The organism is Mesorhizobium sp. CA16 (genome assembly GCF_020165175.1).
Taxonomy (GTDB): domain Bacteria; phylum Pseudomonadota; class Alphaproteobacteria; order Rhizobiales; family Rhizobiaceae; genus Mesorhizobium.
The window spans coordinates 187794-206354 of the sequence record NZ_JAIUHP010000003.1; the positions used below are offsets into that span (position 1 = coordinate 187794).

General features: G+C 64.1%; 17 protein-coding genes. 8 read left to right on the forward strand and 9 right to left on the reverse strand.

Features of this window, described 5'->3' with window-relative positions; genetic code table 11:
• Positions 1 to 35: 35 nt before the first annotated feature.
• Positions 36 to 833, reverse strand: a complete 798-nt coding sequence (locus LB525_RS06885; RefSeq protein WP_224544065.1) for an alpha/beta fold hydrolase — start codon at positions 831 to 833, stop codon at positions 36 to 38.
• 114 nt (positions 834 to 947) lie between these two features.
• Between LB525_RS06885 and LB525_RS06890 the strand changes: the two genes are divergently transcribed.
• Positions 948 to 1844 carry a LysR family transcriptional regulator gene (locus LB525_RS06890; RefSeq protein WP_224544066.1) on the forward strand — a complete coding sequence of 299 codons (897 nt, stop codon included), beginning with the start codon at positions 948 to 950 and terminating at the stop codon, positions 1842 to 1844.
• Here the strand turns inward: LB525_RS06890 and LB525_RS06895 are convergent.
• Together LB525_RS06895 and LB525_RS06900 are read right to left on the reverse strand one after the other, a co-directional pair.
• Positions 1841 to 2290, reverse strand: coding sequence for a DNA polymerase III subunit chi (locus tag LB525_RS06895; protein ID WP_095767020.1), 450 nt, complete (start codon positions 2288 to 2290; stop codon positions 1841 to 1843). The two genes, LB525_RS06890 and LB525_RS06895, sit on opposite strands and share 4 nt — an antisense overlap.
• Positions 2291 to 2299: 9 nt before the next feature.
• Positions 2300 to 3802 (reverse strand): leucyl aminopeptidase, encoded by a 1503-nt coding sequence (locus tag LB525_RS06900; protein ID WP_140842345.1) that lies wholly within the window; start codon positions 3800 to 3802, stop codon positions 2300 to 2302.
• Between the two features lie 377 nt (positions 3803 to 4179).
• Here LB525_RS06900 and lptF point away from each other — a divergent pair, with 377 nt between their 5' ends.
• The 7 genes from lptF to LB525_RS06935 all read left to right on the forward strand — a co-directional run bounded on the left by lptF (position 4180) and on the right by LB525_RS06935 (position 12428).
• A complete protein-coding gene (lptF, locus tag LB525_RS06905; protein ID WP_095767018.1) occupies positions 4180 to 5376 on the forward strand; it encodes an LPS export ABC transporter permease LptF in 1197 nt (398 codons plus the stop codon).
• A gap of 2 nt (positions 5377 to 5378) precedes the next feature.
• Positions 5379 to 6461: an LPS export ABC transporter permease LptG gene (lptG, locus tag LB525_RS06910; RefSeq protein WP_224544067.1), complete on the forward strand. Its 1083-nt coding sequence runs from the start codon at positions 5379 to 5381 to the stop codon at positions 6459 to 6461.
• Positions 6461 to 8872: an LPS-assembly protein LptD gene (locus LB525_RS06915; protein ID WP_224544068.1), complete on the forward strand. Its 2412-nt coding sequence runs from the start codon at positions 6461 to 6463 to the stop codon at positions 8870 to 8872. The genes lptG and LB525_RS06915 overlap by 1 nt, the downstream gene beginning before the upstream one ends.
• A gap of 236 nt (positions 8873 to 9108) precedes the next feature.
• Positions 9109 to 10029: a SurA N-terminal domain-containing protein gene (locus LB525_RS06920; RefSeq protein ID WP_095767016.1), complete on the forward strand. Its 921-nt coding sequence runs from the start codon at positions 9109 to 9111 to the stop codon at positions 10027 to 10029.
• Between the two features lie 128 nt (positions 10030 to 10157).
• Complete coding sequence (gene pdxA / locus LB525_RS06925) at positions 10158 to 11213, forward strand: 4-hydroxythreonine-4-phosphate dehydrogenase PdxA (protein ID WP_224544069.1); 1056 nt, start codon at positions 10158 to 10160, stop codon at positions 11211 to 11213.
• A 7-nt stretch (positions 11214 to 11220) separates the two neighbouring features.
• Positions 11221 to 12066, forward strand: coding sequence for a 16S rRNA (adenine(1518)-N(6)/adenine(1519)-N(6))-dimethyltransferase RsmA (gene rsmA, locus LB525_RS06930; protein ID WP_224544070.1), 846 nt, complete (start codon positions 11221 to 11223; stop codon positions 12064 to 12066).
• Positions 12067 to 12134: 68 nt separating this feature from the next.
• Positions 12135 to 12428, forward strand: a complete 294-nt coding sequence (locus LB525_RS06935) for a DUF1330 domain-containing protein (RefSeq protein ID WP_224544071.1) — start codon at positions 12135 to 12137, stop codon at positions 12426 to 12428.
• Between the two features lie 186 nt (positions 12429 to 12614).
• Here the strand turns inward: LB525_RS06935 and gmk are convergent, their stop codons facing one another.
• The 6 genes from gmk to fabG all read right to left on the reverse strand — a co-directional run bounded on the left by gmk (position 12615) and on the right by fabG (position 18334).
• Positions 12615 to 13289 carry a guanylate kinase gene (gene gmk, locus LB525_RS06940; protein WP_224544072.1) on the reverse strand — a complete coding sequence of 225 codons (675 nt, stop codon included), beginning with the start codon at positions 13287 to 13289 and terminating at the stop codon, positions 12615 to 12617.
• 4 nt (positions 13290 to 13293) lie between these two features.
• Complete coding sequence (locus LB525_RS06945) at positions 13294 to 14184, reverse strand: YicC/YloC family endoribonuclease (protein ID WP_224544073.1); 891 nt, start codon at positions 14182 to 14184, stop codon at positions 13294 to 13296.
• A gap of 246 nt (positions 14185 to 14430) precedes the next feature.
• Positions 14431 to 15621, reverse strand: a complete 1191-nt coding sequence (gene mltG / locus LB525_RS06950; protein WP_224544074.1) for an endolytic transglycosylase MltG — start codon at positions 15619 to 15621, stop codon at positions 14431 to 14433.
• Between the two features lie 243 nt (positions 15622 to 15864).
• Positions 15865 to 17127, reverse strand: coding sequence for a beta-ketoacyl-ACP synthase II (fabF, locus tag LB525_RS06955; protein ID WP_095767010.1), 1263 nt, complete (start codon positions 17125 to 17127; stop codon positions 15865 to 15867).
• 34 nt (positions 17128 to 17161) lie between these two features.
• The gene (locus tag LB525_RS06960; RefSeq protein ID WP_006203723.1) at positions 17162 to 17398 is read right to left on the reverse strand and encodes an acyl carrier protein; all 237 of its coding nucleotides are present in this window, start codon (positions 17396 to 17398) and stop codon (positions 17162 to 17164) included.
• A 198-nt stretch (positions 17399 to 17596) separates the two neighbouring features.
• A complete protein-coding gene (gene fabG / locus LB525_RS06965) occupies positions 17597 to 18334 on the reverse strand; it encodes a 3-oxoacyl-[acyl-carrier-protein] reductase (RefSeq protein ID WP_224544075.1) in 738 nt (245 codons plus the stop codon).
• Positions 18335 to 18561: the final 227 nt, after the last annotated feature.

The window sequence follows — 18561 nt, forward strand, 5'->3', positions numbered from 1 at the left end:
TAGCGACGTTTCCACGCTCGTGCGGCACTGCCAGGTCATCGCTTCAGGAGGAAACCCGTCACCGCCTCCATGAACTCCGCTGGACGCTCGACATTGAGCAGGTGGACGCCGGGCAAAAGCAGGAGTTCCGCGCCGGGGATCGCCGCCGCGATCGCCTCGCTGTGGCTTGCCAGCGTCACCTTGTCGTCCTCGCCGCCGATGACCAGCGTCGGCGCGGCGATGAGGGAAATCGGGCGGCGCAGATCGGCGTCGCGGACCGCGGCGAAGCATCCCGCCAAGCCTTGCGGCGACATGGCGAGGATCGCGGCGTGGAATGGCTCGACTGTCTTGTTTTGACCGGCAAGCATGGAGGCAGGGAACCAGTTTCGCATGAACATGTCCGCCGTCGCCGACAGGTCGTCGGCCGCAAGCACGTTGCGTATCTGCTCGTCGAAATAGGATGCCGGCCCGAGATGTGGCGAGGTGTTGGAGAGGATCAGGCGCTCGATGCGCTCCGGCGCATGGATGCCCAGCCACTGGCCCACGAAACCGCCCAGCGACAGGCCGAGGAAATGCACGCGGGCAAGCCCGAGGAAATCGAGCAGTTCCAACACGTCGCGGCCGAGACGGTCGAGCGAATAGGCGCCGGCCGGCGCGTCGGAGCCGCCATGGCCGCGAAAATCATAGCGCAGCACGCGGAAGGATTTGGCAAATTCCGGAACCTGGCCATCCCACATGTGGAACGTCGTGGCGATGGAGTTGGAGAGCATCAGCACCGGACGGTCTTCCGGACCGTCCAGCCTATAGCCGATGCGGGCGCCATCGCCCGCAGTGAAGTGCAGCGTGTCGGTCATTTTGGATCCTCATCCTTTCGGCGCTTTTGGAAGGCTTTCGATGAGGCAAAGTAGGCATCGTAACTATCGAAGAAAATTACTATGATGCGACAATCTTTGTAGGACTTTTCGACTATGGATGGCGTGAAACTTCACGATCTCAGATGTTTCGACGCGGTCGCTCGCCGAGGCAGCTTCCAGGCCGCAGCCCAGGCCTTGCACCGGACGCATCCCTCGGTGTTCGCAGCCGTCGCCCGGCTCGAAGAGCAACTTGGCCTGAGGCTGCTGGATCGCAGCGGCTACCGGGTGAGCTTGACCGACGAGGGCCGCCTGTTCCATGCGCGGGCGCAACTGACGATCCGCGAATTCGAGCATCTTCGGACCTATGCGGGCCAGCTGGCGAGCGGCGAGGAAACCATGCTGCGCCTCGTCATGGGCGACGTCTGCCCTCGGCCCAGAATACTCGGCCTGCTCAGCTGCTTCTTCGCCGAGCGGCCGCGCACGCGCCTGCATCTCGACTATGAAGCGATCGGCGGGCCGGTCGAGCGATTGATGGACGGCGAAGCGGACCTCGTCTTCCACCGCGCCAACCCGTCCGATCCGCATCTCGAGAGAATCAACCTGTGCGAAGTCGCCTTCGTGCCGGTGGTGGCGCCGGGCTTCCTGCCGTTCGACCCGGGGAATGACGTCACGCCAGAAGCGATGCGGCCCTTCACCCAATGTGTGATCCGCGACACGGCGCGGCGTCCTTCACCAGAAAACTTCTTCGTCATCGACGGCGCACACTCCTGCTCGGTGCCCGACCATATGATGAAGAAGGAGTTGATCCTGCACGGGCTTGCCTGGGGCCACCTGCCCGACTGGTTGATCGAGGACGACTTGCGCGACGGACGGCTGCTCTCGATTGCCGGCCGGCATATTCCCGGCCGCACCGAAACCGTCGCCGCGGTGCGGCGACGCGACAAGCCGCACGGACCTGTGGCCGAGGCGCTGTGGCGGCATCTTCAGGATAGTGCCGGACTTGCGAGCTAAGCCTTGCGTTCCCAGCGTCGGTCCTGCGTCTGCTGCCAGTAGGTCACGGCGTGGCCGGCTTCCTTCATCGTCTTCCAGTGGCCGCGGGCGGCTTCGAGCTGTGCCGCGTCATGGCCGTCGAACAGGAAGACGGCGCGCTCGTAGCCGGACAAGTCGGGAGGCGTCGCGCCGTCGACCAGAAAACGGATCTGCGCGGCATTCTGGTTGCCCTCGCCCGTGGTGAGCAGGATCGGCTGCTCGGCCGGATAGGCTTCGCGGTCGGTGGCATGCGCCAGGAAGGAATCGTCGCGAAAAATCCACAGATGCTGGTCGAGCGCGTCGCGGCGATCTTCCGTGCCGGTCTGCACCACCGCGCGCCATCCGCGCTCGACGCTGCGTTCGAGCAGGCCCGGCAGCGCCTCCTCGAGCGTCGATTCGGTCAAATGGTAGAACAGGATGTCGGTCATCCCGGAAACCTAACCCTCATAGTGATCGCGGACCAGGCGGTCGAGCAAGCGCACGCCAAAGCCCGAGCCCCAGGACTGGTTTATCTCGCTCGACGGCGCGCCCATCGCGGTGCCGGCGATGTCGAGATGCGCCCAGGGCGTGTCCTTGACAAAGCGCTGCAGGAACTGCGCGGCGATGATGGCGCCGCCATAGCGGCCGCCGATGTTCTTCATGTCGGCGTTCTTGGAATCGATCAGCTTGTCGTATTCAGGCCCGAGCGGCATGCGCCACAGCCGCTCCTGCGATGCCTGCCCGGCGCCGAAAAGCCGGCCGGCAAGCTCGTCATTGTTGGAGAAAAGGCCGGCATAGTGCTGGCCTAGCGCCACCATGACGGCGCCGGTAAGCGTCGCCAGGTTGATCATGAATTTCGGCTTGAAACGGTCGTTGGCATACCAGAGCGCATCGGCCAGAACGAGGCGGCCTTCCGCATCGGTGTTGAGCACCTCGATCGTCTGGCCCGACATCGAGGTGACGATGTCGCCGGGACGCTGGGCATGGCCGTCGACGGCGTTCTCGACAAGGCCGATGACGCCGACCACATTGGCCTTCGCCTTGCGCGCAGCGAGCGCACGCATAAGGCCGGTGACGGCGGCGGCGCCACCCATGTCGCCCTTCATGTCCTCCATGCCCGAGGCCGGCTTCATCGAATTGCCGCCGGTGTCGAAGGTGACACCCTTGCCGATGAAGGCGAGCGGCGCGTCCTTGGCCTTGCCGCCGTTCCAGCGCATCACCGCCAGGCGCGCGCCGCGCGGCGAGCCTTGCGCGACGCCGAGCAGCGAGCCCATGCCGAGCTTCTTCATCTCCTTTTCGGCAAGGATCTCGACCTCGACGCCGAGCTGTTCCAGCGCCTTGACGCGCTCGGCGAATTCGACGGGCCCAAGCGCATTGGCCGGCTCGTTGACCAGATCGCGCGCAAGCAGCACGCCGTCGACCACCGCTTCCTCGCCGGCGAAAGCCTTTTTCGCGGCAGCGGGATCGGCGCAGTGAACGGTTACCCTGGCGGGCTTGCCCGACTTCGTGTCGGATTGGCCGTCTTCCTTGTCTTTCCTGGTCTTGTATTTGTCGAAGGAATAGCTGCGCAGCAGGATGCCGGCGGCAAGGCTCGCCGCCTGGCGACCGTCGGGCTGATACTCCGGCAGATCGAGGATGACGGCCACCTCGGTCGCTTTGCGCAGCGAAGCGGCAACGGCGCCACCGAGCTTCAGCCAGGCATAGTCGTCGAGGCTCGAGACCTTGCCGGCGCCGACCGCCACCAGCCGGTCGACCGGCGTTCCTTCCGGGGCCAGCACCTCGGCCGAGCTTGCGAATTTGCCGGAGAAATCGGCGACCGGAAAGGCGCGAGCCAATGCACCAGCCGGATCGCAGGCCTTCGCCGCCTCGCCGAGCCCGCCATCATCGGCCGCGAAGACGAAGACGCTGCCCTTTTTGGGCGCGGCGAATTTGGCGAAGGAAATGGATGGTCTCGACGTCATCAGGTCCTGCTTTCGGGGATGGCCGTAGGGTGCCGGCAAAGGTAATTTTCAACGGGCGAGAGGTTTGGCAAGAGTGCGCGACATTTGGTCGTTTTCCGCCATTTGGCAAGACTTTGGCCGAAATCGCGGTCTATATCGGCGCCACCATAGACAAAGGATTCGCCTCGGCACGGCCTTAGCTTGCTGCCGCAACCTGCTGTTAACCATCGATGTTTTGCATTTCTTATTCATTGGCGCGGAGACTCCGCCACGCCGGGGCACGTGGCGTGGGGCGACAAACCGGAGCGAGCCGCCCATGACGCAGTTGTGCGGGCGCCGCCGGATCACTACCTTGTCGGCGGGCATGATGCCGTTCGGCAAAATCGAGAAAAGCCTTCATGAAGGTCGTTGAACGCTACATCATGCGCCGCGCGCTGACGATGTTCCTCGCGGCGCTGGTCTGGACGCTGGCGATCGTGTGGACCACGCAGGTGCTGGCCAAGATCGACCTTGTCACCGACAATGGCCAGTCGGCGCTGACTTTCTTCGAAGTCGCGGCACTCATCATCCCCTCGATCATCCCGATCGTGGTGCCGTTCGCCCTGGTGGTGGCGGTGGCGCAGACGCTGAGCGCCATGAACACCGATTCGGAACTCGCCGTGCTCGGCGCCGCCGGCGCCTCACGCTGGACGATCGCGCGGCCGATCCTGCTGCTCGCGATAGCGGCTTGCGCGTTTTCCTTCATCGTCGACAACGCCATCGATCCCTATGCCAGGCAGAAGAACCGCCAGCTGGTGGCAGCATCGCGCGCCGACCTTCTGTCGCTGATCATCCAGGAAGGCACGTTCCGCAAGATCGACGAAGGCCTGTTCCTGCAGGTTGGCGAGCGGCTTCCCGGCAACCGGCTCGGCGGCATCTTCGTGGCCGATTCACGCGAGGAAGGCGCCAGCCTGACCTACTACGCCAAGACCGGCAGCATCGTCGAAAAGGGCGACGAGAAGGTGCTGATGATGAATGACGGCGTCATCAACCGCAAATCGGTGACCGGCGACCTCTCCGTCATCCGCTTCACCTCCTATGCCTTCGACATGTCGGCGTTCATGTCGGCGGCGAACGACATCACGCTTTTGCCCAAGGACCGCACGACGCAATATCTGCTCAGCCCGGATCCCAACGACAAGATGTTCCAGCGAGAACCGGGCAGCTACCGGGCGGAGCTCAATCAGCGTCTCGCCGAATGGTCCTATTCGCTGGTGTTCGCGCTGATCGCGCTTGCCGTTGCGGGCGACGCGCGCTCGCACCGGGAGGCGCGCATCAATCCGCTGATCACGGCAATCGCGATCGCGCTTTTCGTGCGATGGCTGGGCTTCTTCGCCGCAGGCAAGGCCGACAGGGTCTGGTACTATGTCTACCTGCTCTACGCTATACCGCTCATCGCCTCCGCGGTTTCGATCTGGTTCATCGTATCGTCGCGCACCATGGAATTGCCGGTCAGTTGGGCAGACTGGCTGACGGGCCTCGCCAAGCGAGCCGGCGACAACTGGACAACATTCAAGCTCTGGCTCGTCCGGCGCACTTCCGGCCAGGGAGCCTGACCATGGGCTGGACGCTGGGCCGCTATTTCTTTTTCCGTTACGTCTCGATCACCTTCTGGTTCTTCCTCGGCCTGCTGGCGCTGGTGTTCCTGATCGACTTTACCGAGCTTTCCGGCCGCACGACCGGGCTGCCCGGCTTCACCTACGGCACAGCCTTCGCCATTTCGGCGCTCAGGATGCCGATGATCATGCTGCAGACGGTGCCGTTCGTCGGACTGTTCTCGGCAATGGCAACGCTGGTGTCGCTCAACCGCCGTTACGAGCTGGTGATCGCCCGCTCGGCCGGCGTCTCGGCCTGGCAGTTCCTGTTTCCGTGCTGCGTCGGCGCGCTGATGTTCGGCGTGCTGTCGGTCGCGGTGATCAATCCGATCGCCGCGCATGGCTTTTCCTGGTCCGAGCAGATGGAGAACGACCTCAGGGCCGGCAAGTCGAACGCCGTCACGACCAACGTCACGCCGTGGCTCAGGCAAAAGACCGAATCGGGCGACACCATCATCGGCGCCCGCGCCATCCTCAATCAGGGGCTGGAGATGGCGGACGCGGTGTTTTTCATCCTCGACCCGCAGGGCAACATCGCCGAACGCAAGGATGCAGCCAAGGCCTTCCTGCGCGACGGCTATTGGGACTTGCAGGACGTAAAGGTCTTCAAGGGGGGCAATATCCAGGCGCTGGCGTCCGACAGGGTGCCGACCAATCTCAAGCCGGAATTCGTGCAGGAGCGCCTGGCGCGCCCGGAAACCATCCCCTTCTACGAGCTGCCGCGCAAGATCGAGGTTGCCCGGTCCTTCGGACTCAAGGCGAATGCCTTCGCCATGCAGTTTGATTCGCTGGTTGCCTTGCCGTTCCTTCTCGTCGCCATGACGCTGATTGCTGCAACGGTTTCAATGCGATTTGCGCGAATGGGACAGTCGGCAACGATGATTCTGGGTGGCGTCGTGGCCGGCTTTCTGCTTTATGTCGTTTCGGTACTGGTCAAGGCATTCGGTGTAGCCGGATTCGTGCCTACTGTGGTGGCTGCATGGGTTCCGGTTGTCGTGGCTATGTTCTTTGGGGTGACGTTTCTGCTATACAAGGAAGACGGCTAGTGAGGGAGGCGGTTTTGCGCAGCCATAGGCAGGCCGGTTTGGCACGCCTCTATGGGGCGACTGCCTTGGCGTGTCTGTTCGCTTGCGCGGTGCCGACGGCAGCCGCGCTGGCGCAGCAGATCACTGCCAAGTCCGTCCCTTCCGGCACCCAGATGCTGCTGGCCGCCGACACGCTTGTCTATGACAACGACACGCACACGGTGACGGCCGTCGGCGGCGTGCAGATCGACTATGGCGGCAACAAGCTGGTCGCCCAGCGCGTGGTGTATAACCGCGACACCAAGCGCCTCGTCGCCAGCGGCGCCGTCGAGTTGATCAACAGCGACGGCACCAAGGTCAATTCCGACCATATCGACATCACCGACGACTTCGCCGACGGCTTTCTCAACGCGCTGCGCGTCGAGACGGTGGACAAGGCCTATTTCGCCGCCGAGAGCGCGGAGCGCATGGGCGGCGTGCTCACCACCTTCCACAACGGCGTCTACACCGCCTGCGAGCCTTGCGAAGACAAGCCGGACAAAGCGCCGACCTGGCGCATCAAGGCGCGAAAGATCATCTGGAACGGCGAGAAGAAGACGGTCCGCTTCGAAAACTCGAATTTCGAGTTCTTCGGCTTCCCGCTCGCCTATCTGCCGGCCTTCGAGATCGCCGACCCGACGGTGAAGCGCAAGAGCGGCTTCCTTATCCCCGGCATCGTCTACAACAACCATCTCGGCGTCGGCATCAAAGTCCCTTATTATTTCGCTCTGTCTCCGACCTATGACCTGACCGTCACCGGCAGCGGCTATACCAAGCAGGGTTTCCTCGGCGAGGCCGAGTGGCGCCAGCGCTTCAACAACGGCCAGTACACGCTGAAGATTGCCGGCATCAATCAGCAGGATCCCGGCGCATTTGTCGATTCCGCCGGCCATAATGTGAATTCGGGGCCTGCCAACGACCCGAACAAGTTCCGCGGCATGATGGGCACCAAGGGCCAATTCGCCATCAACGAGCGCTGGGACTTCGGCTGGGACGTGCTGCTGCAGACCGACAAGAATTTCTCGCGCACCTACAACATCGAAGGCTACAACGACCTCGTCCACCAGTCGTCGATCTACCTGACGGGCTTGAGCGACCGCAATTATTTCGACGTTCGCGCGATGCGCTTCGAGGTGCAGGAAGACACGCTCTCCAGCGACCTGACGGCGCGCTCGGCCAAGCAGCCCTGGGTGCTGCCGTCGCTCGACTACGCCTATATTCCCGACACGTCGGTGGCCGGCGGCCAGTTGTCATTCAACGTCAATACACGCGTGATCAGCCGCAACCGGCTGGATGCTGTGCTGGCCAATCCGATCGACAGCACTTCCATCAACAATGTGCGCGGCATCGAAGGCGAGTCGAGCCGGTTGACGGCGGAAGCCGAGTGGAAGCGCACCTTCACCACGGATGGCGGTCTGCAACTGACGCCGCTGCTCGCCTTCCGCGGCGATGCCGGTTACGTCAACGCCAATTCGGCTTCGCTCGCCGCCGTCAACCAGATGGGGACGAATCTCGGCGAGGACGATGACATGCGTTCCTCGCTTGCCCGCTACATGGCCACTCTCGGCCTCGAGGCGCGTTGGCCGCTCCTGTTCTCTATGGCGAACTCCAGCCATGTCCTGGAGCCGACGGCGCAGGTCTTCGTGCGCCCGAACGAGCAATATGTCGGCGGGCTGGCCGTCCCGAACGAAGACGCGCAGAGCTTCGTCTTCGACGCCACCACGCTGTTCGAACGTGACAAATTCTCGGGCTATGACCGCATAGAAGGCGGCACGCGCGCCAATGTCGGCTTCCGGTATTCAGGCGCCTATGACAATGGCTGGGCCACGAACGCAATTTTCGGCCAGTCATACCAGCTCGCGGGCGAAAACTCCTTTGCCGCGCCCGACCTCGTCAATGTCGGGGCCGAGTCCGGCCTGGACAAGCAGACCTCGGATTATGTCGGCCTTGTCGGCTTCAACAGCCCGAGCGGCTTCTCCGGTTCGCTGAGCGGGCGTTTCGACGAGCAGACATTCGAGGTGAGGCGCGCCGAAGTGAAGGCCGCCTATTCCAGCCTGCCGATATCGCTCAGCGCCAAATATGCCTTCATCGAGGCGCAGCCGCTCTACGGCTTCACCACCGACCGCCACGAGCTCACGCTCGGCGCTTCGACCCATCTGGCGCAGAACTGGCGGCTGTTCGGCACCGGCACCTACGACATCGAGACAAATGTGCTGGTCAAGGACGGCGTCGGCTTCGCCTACAACGATAGCTGCTTCACTTACATCATGACGTATTCGCAGACGCGCGACACCGTCACCAAGGAAGTGTCGCAGAACATCGGTTTCAACCTGTCGTTCCGCACGCTCGGCGATTTCGGTTCGTCAACAAGCGCGGTCGATACCATCCAGTGATCAAGCGGCGGGCGCGCGGTCTCCGAGCCGTGCGCCGGCTGGGGCGCTGATGGGCTTTGGTCTTGATTTGGAGCGTGTTCCTTCGAAAATGGGCGCGTTTCCCAGGGCCATGCGCCGGCGACATCGTTTCGCCGCATAAGATGGGCATGGGGTCGACTGCATCCGGCAGGCGTTCGGAGGACGCGCGGCGCCGCGATGGCGGGAAACTCGAGATGGGGAAAAATTAGGAAGGTAAGATGAGGAAATACCTGTTTTCAGCGGGATTCGCGCTTCTGGTGGCGGCCTCCATTTCGGTCACGGCTGTCGTACGGCCTGCTTTCGCCGCTGAGATCAAGTATGTCGTCAACAACATGCCGATCACCACCGGCGACATCGCGCACCGCGCCGCCTTCTTCAAGCTGCAGCACAAGAAGGGCGATGCCGCGCAGGAGATGATCGACCAGACGCTGCGCCTGGCCGAGGCCAAGCGGCTCGGCATCCACATCACCGACCAGCAGGTCGACGCCGCCTACCAGCGCTTTGCCTCGGGCAACAAGATGCCACTGGCGAAACTCGACGCGATCATGGCGCAGTCGGGCGTCACCAAGGAACATTTCAAGGAATTCATCCGTGCCCAGATGGCCTGGAACCAGGCGCTCAGCTCGCGCTACCGCTCCGGCGAAGGCGGCTCGGTGACCGAGCAGGACGCCGTGCGGCGCATGCTGGACAAGGGCGGCGCCAAGCCGACCGCGACGGAATACATGCTGCAGCAGGTGATCTTCGTGGTTCCGGCATCGGAGCGCGCCGGCACGCTCGCCAAGCGCAAGCGCGAGGCCGACGCCATGCGCGCCCGCTTCAGCGGCTGCAACACTACGCGGGAATTCGCCAAGGGCCTGATCGACGTCACCGTGCGCGACCTCGGCCGCGTGCTGGCGCCGCAATTGCCGTCCGACTGGGCCGAGCAGATCAAGGCGACCAAGGTCGGCGCCGCGACGCCGACGCGCGAGACCGAGCGTGGCGTCGAGTTCATCGGCATCTGCTCCTCGCGCGAGGTTTCCGACGACAAGGCCGCGCAGATGGTGTTCCAGGCCGAAGGCAGCAACGACAAGGACGCCGACGAGCTCAGCAAGAAATATGTCGCCGAGCTGCGCCAGAAGGCCAAGATCGTCGAACGCTAGAGCCGGATGATTTCAGGTCGAGTCGACCTGAAATCTGAATCCGCCTCTAAATCAAAGAGATAGAGCATGATGTCGTCCGAAAGCCGCTGCACACTTTTCGGCATCATGCTCTGAGCGACAAGCGTGCGATGCCGCAGCCAGCCGACCGCATGAGCACGCAGAAGACCCACGCGCCGCTGGCGCTCAGTGTCGGCGATCCCTCGGGCATCGGGCCCGAGATCGCCATCGCCGCCTGGCAAGCTGGCGACAGCGCCGGTGTGCCGCCCTTCTATCTGCTTGCCGACCCCGCTTTGATCGAAGCCCGCGCCCGCCTGGTCGGCGCGAATGTGACGATCGCCGAGACCTTGCCCGGACAGGCGGCGCACCACTTTGCCCGGGCTCTGCCTGTCGTTCCGCTCGATGCGCGTCATTTCGACAGCCCGGGACAGCCGAACCCGGCCAACGCCGCCGGCACCATCGAGGCCATCGACCGCGCCGTCGCCGACTGTCTCGCCGGCCACGCCGCGGCGATAGTCACCTGCCCGATCTCCAAGAAGCCGCTTTATGATGCCGGATTTGGCTTTCCCGGCCACACTGAATATCTGGCACACCTGGCTTCGCGCCACACCGGCAGGGATGTGACGCCGGTGATGTTGCTGGCGGGACCGGATCTGCGCACCGTTCCGGTGACCATCCACATCGCTTTGGCCGAAGTGCCGAAGGTACTCACGACGGAGCTGATCGTCGCGACCGCGCGCATCACCGCCGCCGATCTCGAGAGCCGCTTCGGCATTGCGCGGCCGAAGCTTGCGATCGCCGGACTCAACCCGCATGCCGGCGAAGGCGGCGCCATGGGCCTGGAGGATGCTGCGATCGTGACCCCGGCCGTCGAGATGCTCAAAGCGGAAGGGATCGACGCGATCGGACCGCTGCCGGCTGACACGATGTTTCATCCGCGCGCGCGCGCTTCCTATGACGCGGCGCTCTGCATGTATCACGACCAGGCGCTGATCCCGGCCAAGACCTTAGCCTTCGACGAGGCGGTGAACGTGACGCTGGGCCTGCCCTTTGTCCGAACCTCGCCCGATCACGGCACCGCTTTCGACATTGCCGGCAAGGGTATTGCGCGCGCCGACAGCCTGATCGCCGCGCTAAGGCTGGCGCGCCGGCTGGCCGACAGCGGACGGCAGGCCACCGCCGCGTGAGGATCCATTGAGCGGGCGCACCACAATCGACGGGTTGCCGCCGTTGCGCGAGGTGATCGAGCGGCATGGCCTGCAGGCCAAGAAGGCGCTCGGGCAGAATTTTCTGCTCGACCTCAACCTGACAAGCAAGATCGCGCGAGCCGCCGGCGATCTCGGCGAGGCGACGGTGATCGAGGTCGGCCCAGGCCCGGGCGGACTGACGCGGGCGCTTCTCTTCAACGGCGCGCGGCGCGTGATCGCCATCGAGCGCGACGAGCGCTGCCTCGAAGCGCTGGCCGAGGTCTCCAGCCATTATCCCGGTCGCCTGGAGGTCATTCCCGGCGATGCGTTGAAGACGGATTTTGCCGCGCTTGCCGGCGCGGCGAACGGCGGGCCGGTGAAGATCGTTGCCAACCTGCCCTACAATATCGGCACTGAGCTTCTGATCCGCTGGCTGACGGTGGCCGATTGGCCGCCCTTCTACCAATCGATGACGCTGATGTTCCAGCGCGAGGTGGCGGAGCGCATCACAGCGGTCCCGGACAGCGACGGCTATGGCCGGCTCGGCATCCTGGCCGGCTGGCGCACCGAGGCGAAGATCACCTTCGACGTGCCGCCGCAGGCATTCACGCCGCCGCCGAAGGTCACCTCATCGGTGGTGCATCTGGTGCCGCGCTTATCTCCCCTGCCCGTGGACGCCAGAAAGCTGGGCCGCGTCACCGAGGCCGCCTTCGGCCAGCGCCGCAAGATGCTCAGGCAAAGCGTGAAGAGCCTTGGCGGCGAGGCGTTGCTGACGCGGGCCGGGATTGACCCGACGCGGCGGGCCGAGACACTCAGCGTGGAAGAGTTTGTAAGGCTGACCAACGCGGTTTGACCGCCAGCGTCACTGGAATCCAGAACCCGGCGCCATAGATAGTCAGGCGAAACCAGCCGGAGCCTGCAATGCCTGCCTATGTCATTTCCGATGTCACTATCCGCGACAGGGAGGCGTTCGAAACCTACCGAACTCGCGCCGCGGCCTCCATCGCCGCGCATGGCGGACGCTATCTCGTTCGTGGCGGCGAGGTGGAGACACTGGAGGGGAGTTGGAAACCCGGGCCGCTCGTCGTCGTCGAGTTTCCCGACATCGAGACCGCGCGGCGCTGGTATCGCTCCGGCGATTACGCGGCCGCACTTGAGGTTCGCGACGCTGCGCTTAGCCGCAACCTCATTCTGATCGACGGGATCAGTTCGTGACGCGGCGAATTGCCCGAAAACGGCCGCGCACGATCAAGCTGAGGCGCTTTTTGCCGAGAAACGGGCGGCAACGGGTCGCAAATAGAGGTCTGGTTCACTTTTGCTTTTTGTACCGCCGCAGGCCGGCGCTGCCCCTCATCCGACCCTTCGGGCCACCTTCCCCCCGTAAGCGGCGAGAAGGAAAGATCACTCCGTCTTCTCGTCCAGCAACCCCGAAATGAAGTCGAACAGCCCCGGCCGCCGATCGCGCCGCAGCCGCTCCGCCGTTACGATGGCGCGGACCTCGGCGAAGGCGCGGTCGAGATCGTCGTTGACGATGACGAAATCGTATTCCTTCCAATGCTCGATCTCGAGGCGGGCGTTCTTCAGCCTGGTCTCGATGACCGATTCCTGGTCCTCGGCGCGGCGCTTCAGGCGCGCCTTCAATTCCTTCATCGACGGCGGCAGGATGAAGATCGAGACGATGTCGGCGCGCATCTTCTCCTTGAGCTGCTGGGCGCCCTGCCAGTCGATATCGAACAGCATGTCGCGGCCTTCGGCCAGCGCGATTTCGGCCGGCTCGCGCGGCGTGGCATAGCAATTGCCGTGCACTTCGGCCCATTCCAGCAGCGCATCGGAATCGCGCAGCCGCTCGAACTCGCGCATGGTGCGGAAGTGATAGTGGACGCCTTCGATCTCCGAGCCGCGGCGCGGCCTTGTCGTGACGGAGACCGAAAGCTCGAGACTTCCATCGCTTTCGAGAAGATTGCGCGCGATGGTCGACTTGCCGGCGCCCGACGGCGACGACAGCACCAGCATCAATCCGCGGCGGCGGATGCGGGACCCCAGATCCCTGGCGGCCGTCGGCTCCTTGGCAACCATCCCGTCACTCCAGATTCTGGACCTGCTCGCGAAACTGGTCGACCACCGCCTTGAGCTCCAGCCCGATCGCGGTGACCGTGGCGGCATTCGACTTGGAGCATAAGGTATTCGATTCGCGATTGAATTCCTGCGCCAGAAAATCGAGCTTGCGGCCAACGGCGGCGCCGCTTTTAAGCAGCGCGCGCGCCGAAGCGACATGCGTCTTCAGCCGGTCGATCTCCTCGCGGATGTCGGCCTTGCTGGCGAGGAAGGCCGCTTCCTGGTGCAGCCGGATGGCGTCGAGATTGGCCGAAGCATCCGTCAAGAGGCGCACCTGCTCGGCGATACGCTCGCGGATTGCCGCGGGCTCGCGCGACGGGTCGGCCTCGGCCTTCAGCGTCAGCGCCTCGATGATATCGACATGGCCGGCAAGAAGCATGCCCAGCGCCGCGCCCTCGCTGCGGCGCGCCTGCTCCAGCCCGGCGAGCGCCATCTCGAGCGCAGACAGGATCGCGGCGTCGAGAGCGGCCCGCTCCTCCTCCGTCTCCACGGCTTCGGGAATGTCGAGCACACCGCGCAGGGAGAGCAGGCCGTCGGCGGTAGCGGGCTCGGTGCCGAACTGCTCTTGCAAACGCCTGGCCAGCCCTGCCAGGTCCTTGAGGAACGCCTCGTTGACCACCGGCTGGATTTGCCTTGCGGCGGCGCGGCCGACGGTCAACGTCGCCTGGAAATTGCCGCGCGCGAAACGCTTCTGAACGGTCTGCCGGACGGCCGTCTCCAGGCGGTCGAAACCCTGCGGCAATCTCAGCCTCACCTCGGCGCTCTTGCCGTTCACCGATTTCACCTCCCAGGCTATCGAGGTGCCCTCGCTTTCAGCGGCGCACCGCGCAAAACCGGTCATGCTTTGCAGGCTCATTGCCCTGTCGTCCCCCTGTCGCAGCCAAGGCATGCGTTGCCCAGCGCTGCGCGCCCAAAAATCGCCGGACGATCGGCCGGCGTCCCCTCAAAACATGAATATGGCCTCGCGTCAAAGGACGCGTGCTTCTGTGTAATGCATGTCGTTTCCCAAAACCGCCGCGCGCTTTTGGGCGACATGCAGTGAGTTTCGATGCATGTCGTCTTCCCAAAACCGCTGCGCGCTTTTGGGCGACATGCATTGCGCCTATTGCGCGTCGTCGCCGCCGGCGTCGCCATTCTCGCCATTGGCCCCGGCGTCGCTGCTGTCGGCGTTGCCATCGGGGGCTGCCGGCGCCGTCGTCTGGCCGGAGGCCTTGGCGGCGGCATCAGCCTGCTTCTTCTGCAGCGCCCGGTAACGGGCGACGTTCTGGTTGTGCTCTTCCAGCGTCGCTGCAAAGACATGGCCGCCATTGCCGTCAGCGACGAAATAGAGGTCGTCGGTCTTGGACGGATTGGCGACCGCTTCAAGCGCCGCTCGGCCCGGATTGGCGATCGGCGTCGGCGGCAGGCCCTTGATCATGTAGGTGTTGTAGGGCGTCTGCTTGTCGAGGTCGGACTGGTAGATCGGCCGGTCCGCCGGCTTTCCCTTGCCGCCGAACAGGCCGTAGATGATGGTCGGGTCGGACTGCAGCCGCATGCCCTTGGCCAGGCGGTTGAGGAACACCGCGGCGACGCGGGAGCGCTCGTCGCTCCTGCCCGTTTCCTTCTCGACGATCGAGGCGAGCGTGACGAAGTCGTCGATGTTGGCGATCGGCAGGTCGGCCGCGCGATGCGACCAGACATCCTCGACCAGCTTCTTCTGGTCGGCGACCAGCTTGTCGATCATTTGCTGCCTGGTGGCGCCGCGGGTGAAGCGCAGCGTGTCGGTGGCGATGGTACCTTCCGGCGGCAAGGTCGGCGGCATATCGCCGGTGAGCGCCTCCTGATCGGCGACGCGCTGCAGCGCCTGCTCGACCGTCAGCCCTTCGGGAATGGTAAGCGAGTACATCACCGACTTGCCGCTCTTGAAGAGCTCCATGATGTCGCGCATCGAGGCGCGCGGCTTGATGGCATACTCGCCGGCCTTGAGCGCCGATTCATTGCCCGTGGCGCGCACGCCGAGCCGGAAGATGCGGGCATCGCTGATCAGGCTGCGGCGTTCCAGCTGGTCGGCGATCTCCTGCACGCCGGTGTTCGGCTTGATCATGAAGGTGTCGCCATTGGCGGACGGGCCGGGCTCGACGAAAGCCTGCATGCCGAAATAGAGCGCAGCACCCGAGGCGATGACCGCAAGGATAACCATGGAGAGGAAGAAATTCAGGAACACGACGAACTGGCTGCGCGAGGCGCGCGAGCGCTTCGACGGCGGCGGCGTGCCGGCTTCCGGGCGCAACGCCTCGGCCGCAGTCTTCGGCATGATCGGCACCTTTGTGCCCTGCCGTGCGAAATCCCCGTCGCCGCCCGGATTTGTGCTCCCAGGATTTGTGCTCATGGCGCGCCCTACCGTCTGATCTTGCAACGAATCCCCTAGCTACAAACTAGGGGAGAATTTGGCAAAAATGACGGCAGGTGGCGGGACTGCCGGCTGGATGTCTTTTTCTGAGCAATCCCGGGGCGGAAAGCGTTGAGCACTCCTGCCTGGATTGCTCCGGTTGGCCTTTCAGCCATTGTAGCGCTGGAATACGAGCGAGGCGTTGGTGCCGCCGAAGCCGAAGGAATTCGACAGCGCGACATCGATCTGGCGCTGGCGCGGCTTGTTCGGCACGAGATCGATCGCCGTCTCGCGTTCCGGATTGTCGAGATTGATGGTTGCCGGCGCGACGTTGTCGCGGATGGCGAGGATCGAGAAGATCGCTTCCGCTGCACCCGCGGCGCCCAGCAGATGGCCGATCGACGACTTGGTCGACGACATCGAGATCTTCGAGGCGGCATTGCCGACCAGCCGCTCGACGGCGCCGAGCTCGATCGTGTCGGCCATGGTCGAGGTACCGTGCGCGTTGATGTAGTCGACGTCGGCCGGCGAGAGTTTCGCCCGGTTCAGCGCCGCCATCATGCAGCGGAAGGCGCCATCGCCATCTTCGGCCGGCGCGGTAATATGGTGGGCATCGCCGGTCAGGCCATAGCCGGTGACCTCGGCATAAATCTTGGCACCGCGGGCCTTGGCGTGCTCCAGCTCTTCCAGGACGACGACGCCCGCGCCCTCGCCCATGACGAAGCCGTCGCGGTCGCGATCATAAGGACGCGAAGCTGTTTCGGGGCTGTCATTGCGCTCGGTGGAGAGCGCGCGGCAGGCGGCGAAGCCGGCAATCGACAGCCGGGTGACCGGCGCCTCGGCGCCGCCGGCCAGCATCACATCGGCATCGCCCCACATGATCAGCCGGGCGGCGTCGCCAATGGCGTGCGCGCCGGTCGAGCAGGCAGTGACTACCGCATGGTTCGGGCCCTTCAGGCCGTGGCGGATGGAAACCTGGCCCGAGACCAGATTGATGATCTGTCCGGGGATGAAGAAGGGACTGATGCGGCGCGGGCCGCGTTCCTTCAGGATCATCGCGTTCTCGGCGATGCCGTCGATGCCGCCGATGCCGGAGCCGATCAGAACGCCGGTGGCGCACTGGTCCTCATGTGTCTCAGGCTTCCAGCCGGAATCGGCCAGCGCCTCGTCGGCGGCCGCGATGCCGTAGAGGATGAACTCGCCGATCTTGCGCAGTTCCTTCGGCTCGAGCACAGCCTCCGGATTGAAGGTGCCGTTCGAGCCGTCGCCACGCGGAATGATGTGGGCGATCTTGCAGGCAAGATCGTCCACCTCGAATTCGGTGACGCGCCGGCAGGCGCTGCGGCCGGAGAGCAATTCCCGCCAGCTATGCTCGACGCCCATGCCGAACGGCGAAAGCAGGCCAAGGCCCGTGACGACGACACGCCTCATCGCAGGTCCTCCCCGGTTATGCCTGCGAAAGAACTCAGGCCGAGGCCTTGTCGATATATTTGACGGCGTCGCCGACGGTGAGGATGGTCTCGGCCGCATCGTCCGGAATCTCGACGCCGAACTCTTCTTCGAACGCCATGACGAGTTCAACCGTGTCGAGGCTGTCCGCGCCCAGATCGTCGATGAAGCTCGCCTGCTCCGTCACCTTGTCGGCATCGACGCCGAGATGCTCGATGACGATCTTCTTGACGCGCTCTGCGGTGTCACTCATTTGGGGCAATCCTCGTCTTAGGTTGTCTATCTTCGTTAGCGGGCGGAATGCCGCTAATCAAGCTGAAAGATGGTCTTGCGGGCAACGCAACGCCACAGGACCGGTTTTTGCCCGAACCGCCGGGTTGCGGGCCGCATTACACGAAAAACGACGGGCGTCCAAGCCGAAATGGCTGTTTTCACAGGCGCCCGCCCTGCCTCAGATCATTGCCATGCCGCCGTTGACGTGAATGGTCTGGCCGGTGACATAGGCCGCCTCGTCGGAGGCGAGATAAGCGACGGCGGACGCCACTTCAACGCTGGTGCCCATGCGCCGGGTCGGGATCGCGGCCATGATCGTCTCTTTCTGCTTGTCGTTGAGCTTGTCGGTCATGGCCGATTCGATGAAGCCCGGGGCGACGCAGTTGACGGTGATGTTGCGGGTGGCGATCTCCTGCGCCAGCGACTTGGAAAAGCCGATCATGCCTGCCTTGGAGGCGCAGTAATTGGTCTGGCCGGGATTGCCGGTGACGCCGACCACCGAGGTGATGTTGATGATGCGGCCATGGCGGCGGCGCATCATCGGATGGGTCAGCTCGCGGGTCAGCCGGAACACGGCAGTGAGGTTGACCTCGATCACCGAATCCCAGTCGGCATCCGACATGCGCACGAACAGGCCGTCCTTGGTGATGCCGGCATTGTTGACCAGGATGTCGACACCCTCCAGATCGGCCTCCGCTTTCTGGCCGAGCGCCTTGACCGCGTCGCGGTTCGTCAGGTCCGCCGGAAACAGTTTTACGCGGTCGTCCAATTCGCCCGCCAAGGCTTCCAGCTTCTCCACACGGGTGCCGTGCAGGCCGACGATCGCCCCCTGGCTGTGCAGCACCCTGGCGATCGCCTCGCCGATGCCTCCCGATGCGCCGGTGACGAGCGCCTTGCGGCCGGTCAGTTCGAACATATCTTCAACCTCATTTTTCCAGACGGCTGCAAGCAGTCGCGTTCCGTATACGTCATATCGTCCAAGTCACGCTAGACAAGCGTCGGACATTGGCGAAGGCCTCCTTCCCGTCGTCATCCCACGGGCGGAGCGGGAGCGAAGCGGACGCGTAGACCCGAGGATCCATGCCGTGACATTGGCCGAAGGATGCAACGGAGCAGAATTCTGCACCGCGGCGGCACTTCCAA

What these genes read in the sequence shown, in the direction of transcription:
- LB525_RS06885 (WP_224544065.1), bottom strand. Translation starts at nt 833, where the DNA reads ATGACCGACACGCTGCACTTCACTGCGGGCGATGGCGCCCGCATCGGC.
- LB525_RS06890 (WP_224544066.1), top strand. Translation starts at nt 948, where the DNA reads ATGGATGGCGTGAAACTTCACGATCTCAGATGTTTCGACGCGGTCGCT.
- LB525_RS06895 (WP_095767020.1), bottom strand. Translation starts at nt 2,290, where the DNA reads ATGACCGACATCCTGTTCTACCATTTGACCGAATCGACGCTCGAGGAG.
- LB525_RS06900 (WP_140842345.1), bottom strand. Translation starts at nt 3,802, where the DNA reads ATGACGTCGAGACCATCCATTTCCTTCGCCAAATTCGCCGCGCCCAAA.
- lptF (WP_095767018.1), top strand. Translation starts at nt 4,180, where the DNA reads ATGAAGGTCGTTGAACGCTACATCATGCGCCGCGCGCTGACGATGTTC.
- lptG (WP_224544067.1), top strand. Translation starts at nt 5,379, where the DNA reads ATGGGCTGGACGCTGGGCCGCTATTTCTTTTTCCGTTACGTCTCGATC.
- LB525_RS06920 (WP_095767016.1), top strand. Translation starts at nt 9,109, where the DNA reads ATGAGGAAATACCTGTTTTCAGCGGGATTCGCGCTTCTGGTGGCGGCC.
- pdxA (WP_224544069.1), top strand. Translation starts at nt 10,158, where the DNA reads ATGCCGCAGCCAGCCGACCGCATGAGCACGCAGAAGACCCACGCGCCG.
- LB525_RS06935 (WP_224544071.1), top strand. Translation starts at nt 12,135, where the DNA reads ATGCCTGCCTATGTCATTTCCGATGTCACTATCCGCGACAGGGAGGCG.
- gmk (WP_224544072.1), bottom strand. Translation starts at nt 13,289, where the DNA reads ATGGTTGCCAAGGAGCCGACGGCCGCCAGGGATCTGGGGTCCCGCATC.
- LB525_RS06945 (WP_224544073.1), bottom strand. Translation starts at nt 14,184, where the DNA reads ATGAGCCTGCAAAGCATGACCGGTTTTGCGCGGTGCGCCGCTGAAAGC.
- mltG (WP_224544074.1), bottom strand. Translation starts at nt 15,621, where the DNA reads ATGCCGAAGACTGCGGCCGAGGCGTTGCGCCCGGAAGCCGGCACGCCG.
- fabF (WP_095767010.1), bottom strand. Translation starts at nt 17,127, where the DNA reads ATGAGGCGTGTCGTCGTCACGGGCCTTGGCCTGCTTTCGCCGTTCGGC.
- LB525_RS06960 (WP_006203723.1), bottom strand. Translation starts at nt 17,398, where the DNA reads ATGAGTGACACCGCAGAGCGCGTCAAGAAGATCGTCATCGAGCATCTC.
- fabG (WP_224544075.1), bottom strand. Translation starts at nt 18,334, where the DNA reads ATGTTCGAACTGACCGGCCGCAAGGCGCTCGTCACCGGCGCATCGGGA.